At 41.9% G+C, this 21,327-nt stretch carries 19 protein-coding genes; 10 read left to right on the top strand and 9 right to left on the bottom strand.

The genetic code is table 11. The features are described 5' to 3' along the window. Positions 1-57: 57 nt before the first annotated feature. On the bottom strand, positions 58-1,707 hold the full coding sequence (gene gldJ / locus DMZ48_RS07090; protein ID WP_143954434.1) for a gliding motility lipoprotein GldJ: 1,650 nt from the start codon (positions 1,705-1,707) through the stop codon (positions 58-60). Positions 1,708-2,092: 385 nt separating this feature from the next. Between gldJ and porV the strand changes: the two genes are divergently transcribed. From porV to DMZ48_RS07050, 8 genes are all read left to right on the top strand, one after another. Continuing rightward, positions 2,093-3,250 carry a type IX secretion system outer membrane channel protein PorV gene (gene porV / locus DMZ48_RS07085; RefSeq protein ID WP_143954433.1) on the top strand — a complete coding sequence of 386 codons (1,158 nt, stop codon included), beginning with the start codon at positions 2,093-2,095 and terminating at the stop codon, positions 3,248-3,250. 96 nt (positions 3,251-3,346) lie between these two features. Next, positions 3,347-3,838, top strand: coding sequence for a cytidine deaminase (locus DMZ48_RS07080; RefSeq protein WP_143954432.1), 492 nt, complete (start codon positions 3,347-3,349; stop codon positions 3,836-3,838). 157 nt (positions 3,839-3,995) lie between these two features. Further along, positions 3,996-4,994 carry a pyruvate dehydrogenase (acetyl-transferring) E1 component subunit alpha gene (pdhA, locus tag DMZ48_RS07075; protein WP_143954431.1) on the top strand — a complete coding sequence of 333 codons (999 nt, stop codon included), beginning with the start codon at positions 3,996-3,998 and terminating at the stop codon, positions 4,992-4,994. Positions 4,995-4,999: 5 nt separating this feature from the next. After that, positions 5,000-6,640 carry a pyruvate dehydrogenase complex dihydrolipoamide acetyltransferase gene (locus tag DMZ48_RS07070; protein WP_143954430.1) on the top strand — a complete coding sequence of 547 codons (1,641 nt, stop codon included), beginning with the start codon at positions 5,000-5,002 and terminating at the stop codon, positions 6,638-6,640. 80 nt (positions 6,641-6,720) lie between these two features. Beyond that, entirely contained in the window at positions 6,721-7,746 is a 1,026-nt protein-coding gene (locus DMZ48_RS07065; protein WP_143954429.1) for a M28 family peptidase, read from the top strand. Positions 7,747-7,755: 9 nt separating this feature from the next. Beyond that, a complete protein-coding gene (locus tag DMZ48_RS07060) occupies positions 7,756-8,439 on the top strand; it encodes an SDR family NAD(P)-dependent oxidoreductase (RefSeq protein WP_143954428.1) in 684 nt (227 codons plus the stop codon). A 9-nt stretch (positions 8,440-8,448) separates the two neighbouring features. Further along, a complete protein-coding gene (locus DMZ48_RS07055) occupies positions 8,449-9,048 on the top strand; it encodes a SprT-like domain-containing protein (RefSeq protein WP_143954427.1) in 600 nt (199 codons plus the stop codon). A 41-nt stretch (positions 9,049-9,089) separates the two neighbouring features. Beyond that, on the top strand, positions 9,090-10,601 hold the full coding sequence (locus tag DMZ48_RS07050) for a DUF389 domain-containing protein (protein ID WP_143954426.1): 1,512 nt from the start codon (positions 9,090-9,092) through the stop codon (positions 10,599-10,601). Here DMZ48_RS07050 and DMZ48_RS07045 read toward each other — a convergent pair. Together DMZ48_RS07045 and DMZ48_RS07040 are read right to left on the bottom strand one after the other, a co-directional pair. Further along, the gene (locus tag DMZ48_RS07045; RefSeq protein ID WP_143954425.1) at positions 10,598-11,365 is read right to left on the bottom strand and encodes an ABC transporter ATP-binding protein; all 768 of its coding nucleotides are present in this window, start codon (positions 11,363-11,365) and stop codon (positions 10,598-10,600) included. The genes DMZ48_RS07050 and DMZ48_RS07045 overlap by 4 nt on opposite strands. After that, on the bottom strand, positions 11,365-12,102 hold the full coding sequence (locus tag DMZ48_RS07040; protein WP_143954424.1) for an MlaE family ABC transporter permease: 738 nt from the start codon (positions 12,100-12,102) through the stop codon (positions 11,365-11,367). Before DMZ48_RS07040 ends, DMZ48_RS07045 begins: the two co-directional genes overlap by 1 nt. 115 nt (positions 12,103-12,217) lie before the next feature. Here DMZ48_RS07040 and pafA point away from each other — a divergent pair, with 115 nt between their 5' ends. Next, positions 12,218-13,864, top strand: a complete 1,647-nt coding sequence (gene pafA / locus DMZ48_RS07035) for an alkaline phosphatase PafA (RefSeq protein ID WP_143954423.1) — start codon at positions 12,218-12,220, stop codon at positions 13,862-13,864. Positions 13,865-13,872: 8 nt separating this feature from the next. Here pafA and DMZ48_RS07030 read toward each other — a convergent pair whose 3' ends face one another. The 4 genes from DMZ48_RS07030 to gcvP all read right to left on the bottom strand — a co-directional run bounded on the left by DMZ48_RS07030 (position 13,873) and on the right by gcvP (position 19,501). Then, positions 13,873-14,721: a glycosyltransferase family 2 protein gene (locus DMZ48_RS07030; protein ID WP_143954422.1), complete on the bottom strand. Its 849-nt coding sequence runs from the start codon at positions 14,719-14,721 to the stop codon at positions 13,873-13,875. A gap of 14 nt (positions 14,722-14,735) precedes the next feature. Continuing rightward, positions 14,736-15,263, bottom strand: coding sequence for a class I SAM-dependent methyltransferase (locus DMZ48_RS07025; RefSeq protein WP_143954421.1), 528 nt, complete (start codon positions 15,261-15,263; stop codon positions 14,736-14,738). 172 nt (positions 15,264-15,435) lie between these two features. After that, positions 15,436-16,494, bottom strand: a complete 1,059-nt coding sequence (locus DMZ48_RS07020) for a 3-oxoacyl-ACP synthase III family protein (protein WP_143954420.1) — start codon at positions 16,492-16,494, stop codon at positions 15,436-15,438. A 157-nt stretch (positions 16,495-16,651) separates the two neighbouring features. Then, positions 16,652-19,501, bottom strand: a complete 2,850-nt coding sequence (gene gcvP, locus DMZ48_RS07015; RefSeq protein WP_143954419.1) for an aminomethyl-transferring glycine dehydrogenase — start codon at positions 19,499-19,501, stop codon at positions 16,652-16,654. 140 nt (positions 19,502-19,641) lie between these two features. Here gcvP and DMZ48_RS07010 point away from each other — a divergent pair, with 140 nt between their 5' ends. After that, the gene (locus tag DMZ48_RS07010) at positions 19,642-20,457 is read left to right on the top strand and encodes a UbiA prenyltransferase family protein (RefSeq protein ID WP_143954418.1); all 816 of its coding nucleotides are present in this window, start codon (positions 19,642-19,644) and stop codon (positions 20,455-20,457) included. Here the strand turns inward: DMZ48_RS07010 and DMZ48_RS07005 are convergent. Continuing rightward, positions 20,443-20,703, bottom strand: a complete 261-nt coding sequence (locus DMZ48_RS07005) for a hypothetical protein (protein ID WP_143954417.1) — start codon at positions 20,701-20,703, stop codon at positions 20,443-20,445. The genes DMZ48_RS07010 and DMZ48_RS07005 overlap by 15 nt on opposite strands. A 13-nt stretch (positions 20,704-20,716) precedes the next feature. After that, on the bottom strand, positions 20,717-21,268 hold the full coding sequence (locus DMZ48_RS07000) for a sigma-70 family RNA polymerase sigma factor (RefSeq protein ID WP_143954416.1): 552 nt from the start codon (positions 21,266-21,268) through the stop codon (positions 20,717-20,719). Positions 21,269-21,327 lie beyond the last annotated feature (59 nt).

Genomic DNA, 21,327 nt, shown 5'->3' with positions numbered 1-21,327 from the left:
TGTATAAAAAAAGCCCTGATGTAAATCAGGGCTTTCGTATAATTATATCTTAATTATTTAGTCTCTTGGAGTCTTTTTTTCTTTGGCTTTAGAACCTACACGTGACATGGCACATCTGAATCCGATGTAATCGGTTGCCATGTATTGTGGGAGGTATCTCCTTTGAGCCGGATCAAGCCAGTAAGCTCTGTCTTTCCAGGAACCTCCTTTGTATACACGTACTTCGTCATTGATAAGTGTAGTTCTGGTGTCAGATTTGTCATAAGACTTGATAAGGTTTCCGGAAGAGTCTCTTTCGATCTTATGTTGCGGAGCATCATACATTCTCTTTCCTGGATCTTCACCTTCCTCAGGATTGAACATATCGAAATATCTTGTTGATCCCGGGTCACCATCGCGATAGTTTCTGTTATCACTGGTGTTGAAGTTGGTTCTTAAATAGGTGTCATTATTGTCTACGGGAACCATTGCAATTTCTCCCGGAAGATCACGTGCTACAATCTTACCGTTAGGAAGGGTGTCGTATCGGATGGAGTTCTCTCCAACGATCTGAACTTTTCCAAGGGAATCGATAGCTGTTTTCATATAAACGTTACCACGGTAGTAGTTGAAGTCGTTCGCCTCGTCATCGACGATCGGACGATATACGTCAGCAACCCATTCAGCAACGTTTCCTGCCATGTCGTAAAGTCCCCAGTCATTAGGTGGGTAAGATCTTACCTGGGCAGTGATATCAGCACTGTCATCAGACCATCCGGCAATTCCGCCGTAGTCACCTTTACCTTGCTTGAAGTTGGCGAGTTGATCACCTCTGGTTCTCCTTTTACCTGAGCGGGTATATTGTCCGTCCCATGGATATTTCTTTCTACCTCTGTAGTTGTTGAATTCACGAGTCCCGTTAAGGGCTTCCGCAGCATATTCCCATTCAGTTTCAGTAGGTAGTCTGTAAGAAGGCATAAGAACACCGCTTGAACGTTTAGCAAAAACGTTGGTGGAGTCACGCTTCATATTACCCTGAAGTGAATCGATTTGTCCGTTGTAGATGTTTGAAGGGCTGTTCAGGTAGGTTTCAGTGCTGAATGCGCCTTGAACTTCTCCATTGGTTACAGAATACTTGGAATTTTTGGCCAGAAAACCTTCGCGCTCGAGGATAAGTTCGTTTACACGGTCGGTTCTCCATTCTGAGAACTGAGTAGCCTGTACCCAGTTAACTCCTACTACCGGATACTCTGCGTAAGCAGGGTGACGAAGGTAGTTGTTGGTCATTACTTCGTTATATCCAAGTCGGTTTCTCCATACAAGAGTGTCAGGCAAGGCGCCGTTATAAATGTTCTTGTAGGCAGGATTGTCCGGTGGGTAAACACTTTTCAGATAATCCAGGTATTCCATGTACATTTTGTTGGTAACCTCTGTTTCGTCCATGTAGAAAGATTGCACATGCTGTTGCGTTGGAGTGTTGTTCCAATCGTGCATCACATCGTCCTGGACTTTTCCACGGATAAAGGTACCTCCTTCAAGAAATACCAACCCGGGAGCAGTTTCCTGTTCCTTAAAATTGGTGTTGTACTGAAATCCTCCGTCTTTGGAATTTATCTGCCAACCGGTTGCTCTGGAAACGTTCTTAGAACCGCCCGAATTTTTACAACTGGTGAAGCCAGCTAAAACGGCTAAACACAGCATACATGCGTTAGATAGATACTTTCTCATAATTAAGATTTGAGTTGTCTTAAAACAGTCTGCAATATAGCAATTAAGTAATTTAATTCAATTATAATCCACAAAATTGTGGGTTTAATGTTGTCAAACACAACCATGATGTTGTCAAAACGAAAAAATTCAATTTTTATTTTGTCCTAAACCTAATTAAGGTGAAAGATTTAAGCTACTGAAGGTCAGTAATTGACTCTGAAAGTGATCATATTTCGTCGAATATTGTCATTCGTATGGTATAATTTGTCGTAGATAGAATTATCCTACAAGTGTATATGATTTTTGATAAATTAACGTTTTCTCTATAATATAACTTAAGTAAGGGGAGTATCCTATATTTGCGTTATTAAGATGAAACATTGAATTAAAAGGATTACTATATATGAAAAATTGTCTACTGCTATTGTTATTGATCTGTTCTGTGAACGTTGCCCTGGCACAGGATCAAACAGAATCAAGAGTTATTACAACCGGTGTCCCTTTTCTTATGATTACCGCTGATGCGAGAGCCGGTGGTATGGGTGAGCTCGGTGTTTCCACTAGCGCGGATGCCTATTCACAGCAATGGAATCCGGCTAAGTATGCCTTTGCTAAACGCCAGATCGGTGTTGGGATCAGTTATACACCCTATTTGAGTAAACTTGTAAATGATATAGCATTGCTTAACGCTACCGTTTATAACAGGATCAATTATAAAAGTGCATGGGCAGCCAGTATAAAATATTTCAGTCTTGGTGATATCGAATTCATCACGGAAGCAGAAGCCATTCAGGGTTTGCAGCCGATTATTGAGCGTCCGAATGAACTTTCCATCGATCTTTCATATTCATTGAAGTTATCCGAGACGTTCTCTATGGCAGTAGCAGGGCGATTCCTCCGTTCTGATCTTAAGATTCAGGAAGAGGCGATCGATGCAAGTGCAGCGAGTTCCTTCGCGGTAGATGTTGCCGGTTACTTTCAATCTGATGAAGTGGCGTACTCATCCTTTAACGGAGTATGGAGAGGTGGTTTCAATATATCGAATGTCGGGCCGAAGATCAAGTATGATGATGAGGGCAGGGAAACTTTTCTGCCTACAAACCTGAAACTCGGAGGAGGGTTTGATTTTATCTTTGATTCTGAAAGCAGTCTTGGGCTCAACGTGGAGTTTAATAAATTGCTGGTGCCTACACCAAGTGATAGCAATGGTGACGGAAGAATCGACTCAGAAGATGATTATTATAATGAATCTTTCTTCAGTGGGATGTTCTCTTCCTTTGGTGATGCGCCCGATGGTTTTAGTGAAGAGTTAAAGGAGGTAACCTGGGCTTTTGGAGCTGAATATAATTATAGTGAAGTATTTGCCCTGAGAACCGGTTATTTTCATGAGAGTGAAGAGAAAGGTGCTCGACAGTTCTTTACACTTGGGGCAGGTTTTACCTTTAAATCAACAACACTCGATCTTTCCTATCTGTTTTCAACATCCAGTGTGAGAAATCCATTGGAAAATACCTTGAGATTTTCACTTACCTTTAATTTAGGTGAGTATTACAATTATTAGGAATATATATATAATGGTGTAACTTGTTGCTGAACTTCAGGATCAATGTTTGCCTTGGTATGACCCTGTAGGTTTCCTAATCCTTAAAATAACCAGGTGAGAAAATTCAAGATCAGTTCGGAATTTACTGTGTATGACGGATTGAAAGAACTTCCGGAGGAAGTGCGCTACGTTATGCTGAAAGCGGTGCAAGCACGAAGTAATGCCTATGCGCCCTATTCTAAATTCAGGGTAGGTGCTGCATTGCTGATGGATAACGGAGATGTGGTTGTCGGGAATAATCAGGAAAATGCAGCTTATCCGAACGGACTATGTGCGGAGCGAGTAGCGATATATCATGCTGGTGCCGTTTATCCGGGAATGCCTGTAAGGTTTCTTTGTGTCACCGCAGCTTCAGAATTGCGTAAGGTTACCGAAGCTATTCCCCCTTGTGGTTCCTGTCGTCAGACAATTGCAGAATATGAGGAGAACCAGAATTCACCGATTCCGATATATTTCATGGGTGATTCCGGTGAAATAATCATGGCGTCTTCCCTAAGCGATTTACTTCCTTTGATTTTCAGTAAAGATTCGTTAAATAATATTTAACAAATTTCTGTCATAAATACAATTTTTGATTTTTCCACTTTTCTCGAAAGTGCTACTTTTGTATTGCGCTTTAAAAACGCCAATCCTACCAGAAGCATTAAACCATTTTAATGTAGTTGGTGTTAAATTTTCAGGCGAAGCCATTAAAAATTTATTCATGAAGAAAATCACAAAAGAAGTTTATCTGAAATGGTATGAAGACATGCTGTTTTGGAGAAAGTTTGAGGACAAGCTCGCAGCGGTTTACATTCAGCAGAAAGTTAGAGGTTTTCTGCATTTATATAACGGGCAGGAAGCGGTTTTAGCCGGGACGCTGCACGCTATTGACAAGGAGAAAGATAAACTTATCACTGCTTATCGTAACCACGTTCAGCCTATCGGTATGGGGGTGGATCCTCGACGAGTTATGGCAGAGCTGTATGGGAAGGGTACCGGAACCTCACAAGGTCTCGGTGGATCGATGCACATCTTTTCCAAAGAACATAATTTCTTAGGTGGTCATGGTATCGTTGGAGGTCAGATTCCTCTCGGTGCAGGTATGGCCTTTGCAGATAAATTTTTCAAACGCGATGGTGTAACGCTTTGTTACATGGGAGATGGTGCTGTAAGACAAGGTTCCTTGCATGAAACTTTCAACCTTGCTATGTTATGGAACCTTCCGGTTGTATTTATTTGTGAGAACAATGGATATGCGATGGGTACTTCAGTTGCCCGGACTTCCAAAGAACAGGAGATTTGGAAACTTGGTCTTGGTTTTGATATGCCATGTGGCCCCGTTGACGGAATGAATCCTGTGAAAGTTGCTGAGGCGGTTTATGAAGCAGTAGAAAGAGCTCGTTCAGGTGGTGGGCCTACTTTCCTCGAAATGAAAACATACAGATATCGTGGGCACTCTATGTCGGATGCACAGCACTATCGTACAAAAGAGGAGGTTGAAGAATACAAAAAGATCGACCCGATTACTCAGGTTAAAGATATAATCCTTAGTAAGAAATATGCTACTAAGGCTGCAATTGAAAAAATTGACAAGCAGGTAAAAGACCTGGTGGCTGAATGCGAGAAATTCGCTGAAGACTCTCCATGGCCGGAAAAGAATGTTATGTACGATACTGTATACGAACAGGAAGATTATCCATTTTTACCGCATAAACTCTAACAAGAATGGCAGAAGTTATAAAGATGCCACGTTTGAGCGATACCATGGAAGAAGGTGTCGTTGCAAAATGGCTTAAAAAAGTAGGAGATACAGTAGAAGAAGGAGATATTTTAGCTGAGATCGAAACCGATAAGGCTACAATGGAATTCGAATCCTTTTATTCCGGTACGCTTTTGCATATCGGAATCGAAGAAGGAGATGGAGCTCCTGTAGATTCTTTGCTGGCGATCATCGGTGAAAAGGGAGAGGATATTTCCGGATTGTTGAACGGAAGTGCCGATCAGCCTGCTGCTGAGGAAAAGCCTGCATCGGAAGCTGCTGCTGAAGCTCCTGTCGCTGCTAGTAGCGGATCAGCGCCTGCAATGCCTGATGGTGTTGAAGTAGTTACCATGCCGCGTCTTAGTGATACGATGGAAGAAGGTACCGTTGCTTCCTGGTTGAAAAAAGTAGGAGATGAAGTTAGTGAAGGTGATATCCTTGCTGAGATCGAAACCGATAAAGCAACCATGGAATTTGAGTCTTTTTACTCCGGTACACTGCTTTATATTGGAATCGAAGAAGGAGGTACAGCTCCGGTTGATGATGTGTTAGCTATAATAGGACCTAAAGGAACCGATGTTGATACCGTATTAGCGGCTTTAAAAGGTGGAACAGCGAAAGCGACACCAGCGGAAACTGCTCCGGCTCCGGCTGCAGCAGAAGAAACTGCTCCTGCACCTGCAGAAGCATCGACTGCTCCAGTTAGTACAACTTCCGGACGTGTGATCGCATCACCTCTTGCTAAAAAGATCGCTGCTGAAAAAGGTATTGATCTTACTCAGGTTAAAGGTAGTGGTGAGAACGGTCGAATCGTTAAGCGTGATATCGAAAATTATAAACCTGCTGCTCCGGCCGCTCCGGCTGCAAAAGCAGATGCTGCTGCTCCGGCTGCCGCACAGGCAATGGCATTCGTTCCTGCAGGTGAAGAGCATGTGGATGAAGTTAAGAATTCTCAGATGCGTAAGACTATCGCTAAGCGTCTTGGGGAGTCTAAGTTTACTGCACCGCATTATTACCTGACGATCGAAGTGGATATGAGTAATGCTATGGCTTCTCGTTCACAGATCAATTCATTGCCGGATACCAAGGTTTCCTTTAATGATATGGTGGTTAAAGCATGTGCGATGGCATTGAGAAAACATCCGCAGGTAAATACTTCCTGGAAGGGAGATGTTACTGCCTATAACCGACATATCCATGTTGGGGTTGCAGTAGCAGTAGAAGACGGACTCGTCGTTCCTGTTCTCAAATTTACTGATCAGATGACTTTAACTCAGATCGGTGCTCAGGTAAAAGATCTTGCCGGTAAGGCCAGAAATAAAAAACTGACACCTCAGGAGATGGAAGGTAGTACCTTTACGGTTTCTAATTTAGGTATGTTCGGAATTCAGGAATTTACCTCGATCATCAATCAGCCAAACTCTGCAATTCTTTCTGTTGGAGCTATTGTAGAAAAACCTGTTGTTAAAAATGGTGAGATCGTTGTTGGTAATACTATGAAAGTGACACTTGCATGTGACCACAGAACCGTGGACGGTGCTACAGGTGCACAATTCTTGCAGACACTGCAAGCTTATCTGGAGAATCCGGTGACGATGCTCGCCTGATCCAAAATATATATTTAGTTCGAAAAGCCCGCTTTAGGCGGGTTTTTTGCTATATTTAACCTAAATAATCAACCGAAATTATGAGATTCTTTCCTTTACTTTTAGTATTCTTCATGTTCTCCTGCAAAACAGTCAGTACAAGAACTGAAGCCGATTCCGCTCAGGATACCCCGGAAGTTACGGTGGTCTCTGATTCGGACAGATCCGGCACCCATTTGAACTATGCAACCGAAGAATCGGTTTCGGTAAATCTTAACGTGCTTGTTTCAGACGATCTTAAGGGAAGAAAAGCAGGGGAGGAAGGTATTGCCATCGCTGCAGAATATTTGGTTTCAGTATTAGAAAAGCATGATGTTCAGCCTTATTTTGAATCCTATCTCGATACGCTTGATAATTTCGACGGGACAGCTTATAATGTTGTAGGCTGGGTTGAAGGGAGAGATCCTGTATTAAAAAATGAGGTTGTGATAATCGGAGCTCATTATGACCATATCGGAATTCAGGAGCCTGTTGAGGGTGATAGTATTGCTAACGGTGCGAATGATAATGCTGCAGGTTCTACCGCAGTTCTCGAATTCGCTAAATTCTTTGGTGATCAAAGCCTAAACAGACGAAGTGTGATCTTTGCATTTTTCTCTGCGGAAGAAGCTGGGCTGCTGGGTTCTGTGCATTTGGCCAAAAAGTTGAAGGAAGCAGGCGTTAATGTGTATACCATGGTTAATTTTGAGATGATCGGGGTGCCTATGAAAAGAGATTATGCTACGTACCTGACCGGTTACGAAACCTCAAATATGGCTGAATTCATGAATACAACCGGCGGTAGTAATCTGGTTGGACTTTTACCGAAAGCAAAGGAATATCAATTGTTTAAACGATCTGATAATTATCCTTTTTATAAGCAATTCAATATTCCTGCCCAAACGATCTCTACCTTTGATTTTGAGAATTATGCATATTATCACCATGTAGATGATGAGGGTGATAAGCTTGATATCGTCCATATGACTGCCTTGATCAATCGTATGATTCCTGTTCTTGAAGCTGTTATAAATTCGGATGAAGGCGCCATTAAACTGACACCCGTTGTTTCGGGTCAACAGAATTAATGTTTATTTATGAGTAAACGAATTATTGTAACCGGTACCAGTCGTGGTATCGGATTTGAATTGGTTAAGATACTTTCTGCAGAGGGGCATCAGATTCTTGCTGTGTCCAGAAATTCTAATCCGGTTGATGTTTTAAAATTAGAGAATGTAACTTCAATGTCATTGGATCTTACCATTGAAAGTCAGGTCTCTGAGTTGGGGGTTTGGGTTACGGAGAATTGGGGTGCTGTTGATGTTTTGATCAACAATGCCGGCGGATTGGTGAATAAGCCCTTCATGGAGCTTACCTTGGATGATTTCGAAAAGGTATACCGCGTAAATGTCTTCGGGGTTGCGGCAATGATCCGTATGGCACTCCCGCTGATGAGTAGTGAAGGCCATGTGCTTACTATAAGCAGTATGGGAGGTATTCAGGGAAGTTTGAAGTTCCCGGGTCTTGCAGCATACAGTTCTTCTAAAGGAGCGGTGATCACCATGATGGAATTACTGGCGGAAGAATTTAAGGAAGATGGCCCTTCTTTTAATGTGCTTGCCCTCGGGGCAGTACAGACAGAAATGCTTGAAGAGGCATTTCCCGGGTATAAAGCTCCTGTAACCGCTGCAGAAATGGCAACCTATATAGCTGATTTCAGTCTTAACGGACAAAAATACTTTAACGGTAAGATTTTACAGGTGAGTAATTCTACACCCTGAGGTGATTAAATGCGAGAGACTTTAGCGAAATACATTCCGGAAAGAGCGGTATTGCCATGTATGGAAATGATTAAGATGTATCATGTCCATCTGAAGATCGTGAATGAACGTGTTACCCGTCATGGCGATTATCGGGCATTACCAGATGGTAGTCATCAGATCACCGTGAATGCTAACCTGAATAAATACAGGTTTATGATCACTTTGGTTCATGAGATCGCCCATTTGGTCGCTTTTCAAAAGTTTGGCAGACAGATCAAGCCTCATGGTCAGGAATGGAAGTATACCTTTCAAAAACTGATGTTGCCCTTTATTCACCCGGAGATCTTTCCAAATGGATTGCTTCCTGTTCTTGCAAACCATTTCAAAAATCCGAAGGCCAGCAGTGATACGGATGCCCGTTTGTCGCTGGCTTTGAAACAGTATGACCCTCAAAACGATAAAAATTATATATTTGAACTACCCCACGGTAGTATTTTTCGGATATACAATGGCAAGGTATTTAAAAAGGGGGATAAACGAATCAAACGCTTCGAGTGTGTTGAAATGAGTACGGGTAGAATTTACCTGTTTCAACCTAATGCAGAAGTAGAACTATTGAAAAATTAACTCCGGTCTTTTGAAGTTCCGGTAACTACATACCTAAAATTATGGCGGAGGAAAAGAAAAGCAGTAATGCTCAGGATAACGATCAGTTTCTGAAAGAGGATCAGATCACTCCAAATGAACCCCCTAAAAAGGAGGAAAAGGAAAGCGAAGAGAAAATGAAGAAGGACTTTTCCGGATTCATGGGAAGTCTCAAGGCTTTTTTGGTCGAACTTCTGGATATTCGTCATAATACTGATGAAGCCAACACCAAGGAAAGTATTATCAATGACATTCCTTTTAAGGGGCATACTTCCTGGATTCTTATCTGTTCGATTTTTATTGCATCTGTAGGGCTTAATGCGAATTCCACGGCTGTAGTGATCGGAGCCATGTTGATATCTCCGCTAATGGGTCCTATTTTAGGTATGGGGCTGTCTGTGGCTATCAATGATATCGATACTCTAAAACGTAGTTTGAAGAATTTCGGAGTGATGGTAGGATTGAGTATCCTCACCGCATATCTTTTCTTTGTGGTCATCCCGCTACGTGCGGAAAGTTCCGAATTACTGGCGCGTACCGCGCCGGATATCCGTGATGTGCTTATCGCATTTTTCGGTGGATTAGCTCTGGTAATTGCCCGAGCAAAGAAAGGAACAATCGCCAGTGTGATATTCGGGGTGGCTATTGCAACCGCCTTGATGCCTCCGCTATGTACGGTTGGTTTTGGATTGGCGATCGGAAACTGGGAATATGCACTTGGTGCATTATACCTGTTCATGATCAATACCATATTCATCGGACTTGCAACCTTTCTTGTGATTAAATTCCTTCGTTTTCCTATGGTCAGATACGTGAATTCGAAGAAGCGCAAGCGAACTGCTCAAATCGCATCTTTGCTGGCTATTTTGGTGATGGTACCTGCGATCTATACCTTTTACTGGGTATGGAAGGAATCTTTGTTTAAGCAGGATGCACAGAATTTCATTAAGAATGACGTTAAAACCTATGAATTTGCAGAAGGAGGTTTCTTTCTGGATAAATATTCCGTGATCGAATATCATCGGGGGGTGAACCCTACCATAGAACTGGTATTTATGGGGAGTAAATCCATTCCGGATCAGTTGATCGAAACTTGGAAGAATCAAATGAAGCAATATAAGAATCTAAGGGATGCTGCCCTGGTTATTCAGGGCGGGCAGCATGAGGAAACAGACAGGTTCCAGTATGTTACCGAGCTTTATGAGTCTAAAAAGCAGGAAGTAGCTACGAAAGATGAAAAAATCAATTTGTTGGAAAATGAAGTGGAGAGACTTCGAAAGTATGCATATAATGATGTGGCTTTTGATGATATCAGTAAAGAGATCCGGATTAATAATGCCGACCTGAAGGAATTAGGGTTCGCCAATGAGATACTCACCAACTTTGAAAAGACCGATACGATTCCAGTGTTCTTTGTTCGTTTCGATCCAAAAGTTTCTAAAAAGAAGGTTGATGAGGAAACTACTAAATTAACCGAATGGCTTAAGGTGAGGACCAAAAATGAAAAGATAGCAGTGAGGGTAATGGGTAATTAATTCCTTTCTTCTATATACATCTGACGTACTTTTTTGAAGAGGTCGGATGAATATACGAAATCGGTCACCGCTTCATTGTCGGTTCGGAAGATCTCTTTATTGGAGCCTTCCCACTCTTTATAACCATTTTTAAGAAATACGATCTTTTCTCCGATCTCCATAACAGAGTTCATGTCGTGTGTGTTGATCACTGTGGTTATGTTAAATTCTACGGTGATTTCATGAATAAGATTGTCGATGATGATCGCGGTCTTTGGGTCAAGGCCGGAGTTAGGTTCGTCGCAAAACAGATACGTGGGTCGATTAACAATTGCTCTGGCGATCGCCACCCTTTTTTGCATTCCTCCTGAGATCTCTGAAGGTAATTTTTTGTGAGCGTCAATCAGATTCACACGTTTTAATACGATGTCAACGCGGTCCTGCATTTCGCTTTTAGACATTTTAGAGAACATCTTCAGAGGGAACATCACATTTTCCTCTACGGTCATCGAATCAAAAAGTGCACTCCCCTGAAATACCATTCCCATTTCTTGTCGGAGGCTTCTTTTTTGTTCATCGTTCATTTCGGAGTATACTCTGTCACTATAGATGATACGCCCTTTTTCAGGGAAATGAAGGCCTAGCAGGCATTTGAGAAATACGGTTTTTCCGGAGCCACTCTGTCCGATGATGAGATTGGTCTTTCCGGGTTCGAAATTTGTTGAGATACCTTTTAGAACCTCTGAATTTCCGAATGATTTGTGTATGTCGTCAACTTTGATCATCAGCCTAACATGAGTTGAGTGATTATGTAATTTACGATAATGATGATCACACTGGTCCATACGAAACTGGTCGTACTCGCTTTTCCAACTTCAAGAGCCCCTCCTTTCATGTAATATCCATAGAAGGAAGGGATGGTGGCTAGTATGAAAGCAAAAGCCATGGTTTTTGTAAAAGCGTACAGGACATGAAAGGGCTTGAAATCGATCTGTATTCCTTTGATAAAATCTGCACTTGTGGTGTATCCTCCGGCAACCACGGCTAGCCAGCCCCCAAGTATGCCGAGATACATGGAAATGGCGATAACAAAGGGATAGAGCATTAATGCTACGATCTTTGGAAAGATTAGGTAGTTCAGTGAGTTTACTCCCATTACTTCAAGGGCATCGATCTGTTCCGTTACCCGCATGGTTCCAATGCTGGAGGTTATATATGATCCTACCTTACCGGCCATAATAATGGACGTGAATGTAGGGGCAAATTCCAAAATCACCGATTGTCTTGTGGTAAAACCGATGAGATATTTTGGTATAAGTGGATTGTCGATGTTTAAAGCAGTCTGAATAGCAACAACCCCTCCGATGAAAAAGGAAATAAATATGATGATACCCAGTGAGCCATAGATCAGATCATCGATCTCTTTTAGGATTAGGTTCTTCATGATCGGCCATTTAGTAGGCTTTGAAAAGACCTTTTGTAGCATGATGAAATAGCGGCCTATATTTTCGAGGTATTGCATGCAGTTTGAATGAACAGCTAAAGTAAAAAAAATTAAATTACTGACCTTTTAACCTGAATTTAAACTTTGATTTTTTTTAATATGGTAGTTTTGTCAGAAATTTTGAAAAAATAGTATGAAAAGATTTTCCTCCATTCTGATTTTATTACTAATTCCAATTATTAGTTTTTCTCAGTCAGCTCCGAATCAACCTAATACTAAACCGAAACTCGTGGTCGGAATTGTGGTTGATCAGATGCGCTACGATTATCTGACACGTTACTGGGAACGTTATGGTGATGGCGGTTTCCGCCGTCTTGTAAACGAAGGGTTCAATTGTAAAAACAATCATTTTAATTATATACCGACTTCTACGGCTCCGGGACATGCTTCTGTCTATACGGCAACGACTCCTGCAGTTCATGGTATTATGGGGAATGATTGGTTTGACAAAGACCTGAATGAAGAAGTATACTGCGTTCGTGATTTGTCTTATGAACCGGTAGGAACCAAGGATAAAGCCGGTAGAATGGCACCGACAAGATTGATTTCATCTACCATTACAGATGAATTAAAAGTGGCAACGCATGGAAAAGGGAAAGTTATCGGTGTGGCCATGAAAGACAGGGGGGCGATTCTTCCCGCTGGACACGCTGCGAATGCCGCTTATTGGTTTCATGGGAAAGATGAAGGTCAATTCGTTTCCAGTAGTTACTATATCAAGAAATTACCGGATTGGGTAAAAGAATTCAATAAGTCGGGTATTGCTAAATCATATAAAAAAGATTGGAATACCCTGTATCCGATCGAAACCTATACAGCAAGCCTTGCTGATGATCTTCCTTATGAAGAGAAATTCGATGGGGAGGATGCTCCCGTATTTCCACATAAACTACCTAAGATCTGGAAGAAGAATGATGAGTATGATATGATCAAGTCGAGTCCGTATGGTAATGATCTTACCGCTGATTTTGCCCTGGCTGCCATTGAAGGAGAGCAATTGGGGGCTGATGATATCACAGATTTTCTGGCGATCAGTTTTTCGAGTACTGATTATGTAGGGCATAGGTTCGGTGTGGATGCTATTGAAACGGAAGATACTTATCTGAGACTTGATAAGCAGATCGAAAGAATTTTAACGTACCTGGATACGAATATTGGTAAGGGGAATTATACAGTATTTCTTACGGCCGATCATGCCGCCGTGCATGCACCAGGTTACCTGAGAGATCTGAATCTGCCTGCAGGGTACAGGAGTTCTAAGCCTATGGCTACCCGTTTGAAGGATTTTTTAAGTAAGAAATACGGTACTGATAAGTTGATTCGTAATTATTCCAATTATCAATTGTATTTCAATAATGAGGAATTAGCAAAAATCGGAGTCTCATCTAAGGAGTTGCAGGGGGTAGTTGCAGAAGAGCTTATCGGTTATGAAGGTGTTCAGGAGGTGTATACAGCAACACAACTTTGGAAGAATGATTATGTGCAGGGCTTTGGATATATAGTTCAGAATGGGTTTAGTAAAAAGCGTTCCGGGGATGTGTTCATCGTTCAGTCTCCTATGTTTATTGGTACCAGCTATGAAAAAGGTGGAACCTCTCACGGTACTCCTTATATCTATGATACGCATGTTCCGCTTTTGTTCTTTGGAAAAGGGATAAATCAAGGGTATACTACCGAACGTACAGAAATTCCCGATGTGTCAGCTACTATAGCTGCACTTCTGGGAATAGGTTTTCCAAGTGGGACTACCGGTACACCGGTTAGTCAGGTGATTGATTAAGAATACCATTAAACGAGTTTTTGAAGGATGCCTTTTATTCGATGTTTTCGGATAAAAGCTCCTTCTTTTTTATTTACGATAGGGTGAATTCCTGATCGCCAGGCATTCATGAAACCTTTGAGGTTATCCTTAAAGATCTGTGGATTTCCTTGTTTGGATGCCATCTTTGCCGATGCTATGCAGGTGATCAAAAAGCCGTATCGCATCTTAAACATCGCTTCTCCCTGAAGGGTACGGGCTTTTGCGTTATATGATTTTCCGGTAGGTCTCAGATGTTTAACCTTCAGGTCTTCTAAAGTGATGATTTTATATCCGTGATAACGGGCCAGCAGTTCATCTACGGTGTCCCATCCCATAGAACTTTTTAAGCCACCCATGGCTTGAAAGCATGCTTTTGAATAGGCTTTAAAAGCGCCTCTCACATGGTCTTTATTCATGGGGTGATTCAATTTCCATTCACCGTTTTCTTCTTCATAAGCAAATCCGCCGACAACACCTGCCTTGGGATTCTTTTTAAAAAGTTCGATCACCGATTCAAAATAGTCATTTGGAAGAATGAGATCTGCATCGAGTTTGACGATTACGTCGTAGGGATTTTGGAGTTGATCATATCCTTGCTTGAATGCATTAACGACTTTACTGCCAGGCATATGCTCGTCGGAAGATGTTGTATTGAATTTTTTGAATCGCAAATGTTCTGAACAAAAATCATCTATGATCTTTTCTGTTGAATCTGTTGAATGATCATTAACGATGATCACTTCTGAAGGTTGCAAGGTTTGCTCTGACACAGATATTAAAGTTCCTTTGATGAACTTTTCTTCATTGTGTGCCGGTATTACGATGCTGTATTTCACTTGAATTTGCTTCTTTATTTTGATTTTCGTTCCGCATAAACGATGTAGTATCTTGGGGTGAAAGAGCGGAGGAGCGGTCTGAAACCAATTTTCTTAACGGGATTCGTGAACTTTTCTCTTTTTTTAATCTCCCATCCTGCCTTTTCCAGTAACCAGTCAAATTGCCAGTCTTCGAATTCATGATAATGCCGGTCCCATTTGTCGGTTTTACTTCGGTATGCCGGAGCAAACCAAAGTTTCAGGGGGACGGAAGCAACGAGCTTTTCAGCTTTGATCTCTTTTAAAACCTGATAGGGTGAAAGCAGATGTTCAAATATTTCCAATGCGGTAATTAATTCCGCATCTGAATTCTTAACCGCTGAAAGATCTTCGTCCAGATCTTCTCCTTCCGTGTTACTAACCTTGTATCCTGCCTGGGTCATGATCCTAGAAAATGGATTTTCGACTCCGAGATCTAATATGGAACATCCGTCAGGGGTAACGCCTTTCAGGAATTCCAATGTGATTCTATAGCGTTTTTCAGGATAGGTGTTCTCGTACATGGATAGTGGTTTTGGTCATAAATATAGGAAGAAAAATCACCTGATACCCAATCGGTCTGCGTTCGTATGATTCAATCGCTATGATCGGGGGATAAACCAGGCTTTCGCCATTATATAAGATGAATACTTGACTTAGGTTCGAGGCTTCAGGAGTAGTATTGATGTCCTTCTTTTAGAATTGATATATAATTGCGTTTATATTCATTCCGGCACCAACACTGGCCATGATCACTTTATCACCGGGTTTTAATTCCTGGTCTTCAATCTGTCCCTTTAAAACCATATCGAGTAAGGTTGGGATAGTAGCGACCGAGCTATTCCCAAGTTTATCAATATTCATCGGCATAATATTCGGGGGTACTTCCATCTTAAAGAGGCGGTAAAATCTATGAACGATAGCTTCGTCCATTTTTTCATTGGCCTGATGAATCAAAATCTTTTTTATATCGGTGATAGGGGTTCCGCTTTTCTCAAGACATGCACGCATCGCTTTAGGTACATTAGTCAAAGCGAATTCATAGATTTTACGTCCATACATCTTGATGTACCTTGTGTTTTCGCAGGCATTTGCATCATATGATTTTCCGAAGAAAAGATGATAGGTTTCTTCAAAGGTATGTGATGCGGTCTCATGGGCGAGAATACCGCCGTTTTCTTCAGTGGCTTCAATAATAGTGGCTCCGGCACCATCTGAATAGATCATAGAGTCACGGTCATGTTTGTCAACCACTCTTGAAAGAGTTTCAGCCCCGATAACAAGACATTTCTTTGCCATGCCGCTTTTGATAAATGCCTGGGCCTGGATGACGCCCTCGAGCCACCCCGGGCATCCGAATAGCAGGTCATAGGCAACACAACGTGTATTCCTTATTCGAAGGTTATGCTTAACTCTTGCGGCTATACTGGGAACGGTGTCTCCCTGAATCGTTCCGGATTTGACATCTCCAAAATTATGTGCTACAATAATATAATCAAGCGTTTCAGGATCGATATCCGCGTCTGCAATTGCTTTTTCTGCAGCAAAGAAGGCCAGATCGGAGGTGCAATGTTCTTTCTCGGCGTATCTTCGTTCTACTATTCCGGTGATCGCATTGAATTTTTCAATGATCACGGTGTTAGAATCATTGATACTACTTCCATCAGCATTCAGGAACTTATGGTGCTCAAAGCGACTGTTCGATTCCACTCTCGGCGGAATATAACATCCCGTTCCTGTGATTTTAATTTGCATGTTTCAGGGTTTTTTGAAAGGTAAGGACATTGACAAAATGTGCAGAATTCTTGCACTCATTTTTTACGATGCCCAAATATGGGGTTTTTTTATAAAAATAAAAGTGCCTTCTCAATTATTTTAGAAAAGGCACTGATATTAATTGTTTTATTTATGATTATGCTTCCATGTAGGCCTCTATTGGCTCACAAGTGCAGATCAGATTACGATCTCCATAGGCATCATCTACTCGTCTTACCGTTGGCCAGAATTTGTTTTCGGCAACGTAAGGCAGTGGGAAAGCTGCGGCTTCTCTTGAATAAGAATGATTCCAGTCATTCGCAGTGATCATTTTCAGGGTGTGGGGAGCGTTTTTCAAAACGTTATCCAGATCATCTGCGGTAGCATTGTCTATCTCCTTACGTATACTGATCATCGCTTCACAGAACCTGTCGAGTTCTGCAAGACTTTCACTCTCGGTAGGCTCCACCATGATGGTTCCGGCAACCGGGAAGGAAACAGTAGGAGCATGGAATCCATAGTCCATAAGTCGTTTTGCTATATCAGTAACTTCAATACCGTTTGCTTTAAACGGGCGGCAATCCAGTATCATTTCATGAGCTGCACGGCCTCTTTCTCCAGTGTAAAGAACATTGAAATGTTCGTTTAATCTGTTTTTGAGGTAGTTTGCATTCAGAATAGCAAATTGAGTCGCCTTTTTGAGTCCTTCTCCACCCAGCATTTTGATATAGCCGTAGGAGATCAGACATACAAGTGCACTTCCCCAAGGTGCAGATGAGATGGCTTCAATTCCTGATTTTCCACCAGTTGGAACCATTGGGTTTGAAGGTAGAAAATCTACAAGATGTTCGGCTACACAGATCGGTCCAACACCTGGTCCGCCACCACCATGTGGGATAGCAAAGGTCTTGTGCAGGTTCAGGTGACATACGTCTGCTCCGATGGTTGCAGGATTGGTAAGTCCAACCTGTGCGTTCATGTTAGCTCCGTCCATATAAACCTGACCACCATTATCGTGTATGATCTGAGTGATCTCTTTAATTGAGGATTCGAAAACCCCGTGCGTTGATGGGTATGTAACCATCAAAGAGGATAACTGATCTCTATATTTTTCAGCTTTCTCCTTAAGATCTTCAACATCGATGTTTCCGATTTCATCTGTTTTGGTAACCACTACTTTTAATCCTGCAAGAACTGCGGATGCCGGGTTAGTACCGTGAGCAGATGCCGGAATAAGACATACATCACGATGGCCTTCGTTTCTGGCAGCTTGGTAAGCACGTATTACCATCAGTCCGGCATATTCACCTTGCGCACCGGAATTCGGCTGTAAAGAGGTACCTGCGAAACCAGTGATGATATTTAATTGTTGTTCCAGTCCTTTTAAAACTTCCTGATATCCCGCTGCCTGATCCAGAGGCGCGAAAGGATGGATGTTTGCCCAGCTATCAACGCTTAACGGTAGCATTTCACTGGCAGCATTCAGTTTCATGGTACACGATCCTAGTGAGATCATGGAATGGTTGAGAGAAAGGTCTTTGCGCTCCAGTTTTTTGATGTAGCGCATTAATTCGGTCTCTGAATGGTAAGAGTTGAATACTTCGTTCTCAAGGAAAACCGATTGTCTCTCAAGTCCGTTAAAAGCATTTATTTCAGCTTCTAATCCTTCAATTCTGATCGTGTTCTTACCAGCTGCATCGGCAAAGATCTGAACGATGGTGTTCAGGTCGTTAAGACTCACTGTCTCATTAAGAGCGATCGATAAGGTAGCGTCATCGATGTAATTGAAGTTGATCTCCTGCAATAAAGCGATTTCGCGTACGGTAGCAGCATCTGCTTTGATCAGCAGCGTATCGAAATAGCGCTCATTCAATTGCTGGTAGCCGAGTTTCTCTAAAGTTTTAGCCAAAGTAACTGTTGAACGGTGTACTTTATCTGCAATATATTTTAATCCTTTAGGACCGTGATAGACCGCATACATTCCAGCCATGACGGCGAGTAACACTTGGGCGGTACAGATATTGGAGGTAGCTTTATCACGCTTTATATGTTGCTCTCTTGTCTGAAGGGCCATACGTAGGGCATGGTTTCCATCAGTGTCGCGAGTAGCTCCTATGATCCTTCCGGGGATATTTCTTTTATAACTTTCTTTGGTAGCAAAAAAGGCAGCATGTGGTCCGCCGTAACCCAGTGGTACTCCGAAACGTTGTGTTGTTCCTACTACTACTTCAGCACCGAATTCACCGGGAGGTGTCAGGCTTACCAGGCTCAGGATATCAGCAGCAACTGCTACTTTAATGTCATTTGCATTTGCTTCCGCAGTGAATTCACTGTAGTCGAAAGCTTCCCCGTATTTACCTGGATATTGTAATAGTACACCATAATAGCCACCGTTGAAATCAAAGGATCTGTGATCGCCGATTACCAGCTCAATTCCGAGCGGTGAAGCTTTTGTTTCAAGGATTGCCTGGGTTTGAGGTAGCACTTCTTCAGAGATGAAGAATTTATTGACGTCATTCTTTTTTTGTTCCCTGCTTCTGGCACTGAACAGCATCGTCATAGCTTCAGCGGCAGCTGTACCCTCATCGAGCAGTGATGCATTTGCCAGTTCCATACCTGTGAGGTCACAAACCATGGTTTGGAAATTGAGCAGTGCCTCGAGACGACCTTGGGCAATCTCAGCCTGATAAGGGGTGTAAGCGGTATACCAACCCGGATTTTCAAGAATATTTCTCTTGATCACCGACGGTAGTACAGGTTCATGATAACCCATTCCGATAAAGGAACGATATACCTTGTTTTTACCTGCTAATTTCTGAAGGTGATTCAGATACTCATATTCAGACATTGCTTCTGGCAAGTCCAGGTCATTTTTCAATCTGATCCCATCAGGAAAAGTCTCATAGATCAACTGGTCGATATCCTTAATTCCGACCGTTTCCAGCATTTTATTCAGGTCACCTTCCTTAGGTCCGATATGACGAATTACAAAAGAATCTGTTCTCATTATATCTCTGTAAAATTGTGTAATTTTAATTTGCGCAAAAGTACATATTATATTGGGATATAAAAGTACTTTTGAAAGGGGTTTAACGAAACTTTTTAACCCTTGTTTCAGCGAATTAGATCAAAGGCTTTCCCATAAATATGAAATACCTGAAGCGATTATTAGATTTCTATCTCGATGCCAGTGTACATGTGTCCTTAGCGGTATTTGTACTCAGTATTGTAACAGCAATTCAATTGAATATAAAACCTGACTATCCGTTGGCTTTTTGTTTGTTCTTTGGGTGCATTTTTGGGTATAATTTTGTGAAGTATGCGAGTATGGCTGATCATTATATTTTTTTGAAGGAGAAATATATTCGTCAGATTCAGTATTTCAGTGCCCTATGTTTTCTTGGGGCGCTATATTTTGTCAGGTTTTTTCGTTGGGAAACCATCTACTGGACCGGTGTTCTGATGTTGCTGGTGGTACTCTATGTAGTACCCTTGTCTGCGAGATTTGCAAACCTGAGAAATCTAAAGGGAATCAAGATTTATGTCGTGGCTTTGTCCTGGGCGATTGCTACAGTGATTCTACCAGTTGTGAATACACAAAATCCTGTAACTTCGGCAGTGTGGATCGAAGCTTTTCAGCGTTTTCTGCTCGTGCTGGCACTGATTATTCCATTCGAAATTCGAGATATGCAGTATGATAATCCTGATTTGAAGACACTGCCTCAGGAAATTGGGGTCAGAGGGTCTAAAATTATGGGGACCGTAATATTGTTATTGTTTATTGTGCCTGATCTGTATGGGTTTTTTTATTCCGGATCTGAGAAGTTATTCGGAAGCCTTCCAGTAGCTTTAATCACCTTATTGCTGTTATGGAATACCCGGGAAGGGCAATCAGGTTACTATACCAGTGTCCTTGTAGAAAGTGTGCCAATATTTTGGTTTCTGATCTTAACTTTCTTTTGAGCAGGCAGATCTGATCTCATCTTTGAGGGCTTTTTTCTTAGCGGGATCCATACACTTCAGGTTGGCCTTGTCGCACAATTTGGTCAATTCTCCATTTTTTACAGAGTGTTTTCTGCAACTGCTACAATATGCATGATGCAGGCGTAATTTGAATTTTTCCCATAGACCGGCTTCGTCATATTGAGCCTTGTCACAGATGCGTACCGCTTCCTTACAATCGATAAATAAAGTATTCTTACTATGCATTCCTCATGGCTTTTTAGAACCAATTCTCCTCAAGGCAACTCATCAGGCTCGTTCTTGCTCTGTGGATGATCACCCAAAGGTTAGACGGTGTGATTTTTAATTCTTTACAAATATCTTCAGTTTCCATTCCCTGAATAGTTTTCATGCGAAAGACTGCGGCTTGTTTCGGGGGTAGTTTTGAAAGGCAATCTTCTATAATAAGCGCCAGTTCTTCATTCTCCATGGCATCTTCTGCGGTGATGTCGAATTGGTCTGCAACTTTCTCCTCCAGCCAGTCGCCTTCATCCTCATTATTGCTGAAGTTGATCTTCACCTCGGCCTTGCCTTTAGCCGAATTGTTCTTTCGGTAATAATCGATGATCTTTCTTTTCAGGATTGCGATCAACCAGGTTCTTTCGCTGGCGTCACCCTTAAATCCCTTGGCGGAACGCAGACCGGCCAGGAAGGTCTCCTGAACCAGATCTTCGGCCATAACGGGATCGTTTACGCGTGATATCGTGTAATTAAAGAGGTAATCGGCATATCGATCTACCCATAATTCCGGATTTAACTTACTGGAAGGCATTCGCGCTTTTTGTGATAAAGGTAGGTGAATATAATTAAATTTTGATTTTGTAACTTTAC

It is taken from the genome of Robertkochia solimangrovi (genome assembly GCF_007279655.1).
GTDB classification, from domain to species: domain Bacteria; phylum Bacteroidota; class Bacteroidia; order Flavobacteriales; family Flavobacteriaceae; genus Robertkochia; species Robertkochia solimangrovi.
This window is presented reverse-complemented; position numbering and strand designations above follow the sequence as displayed.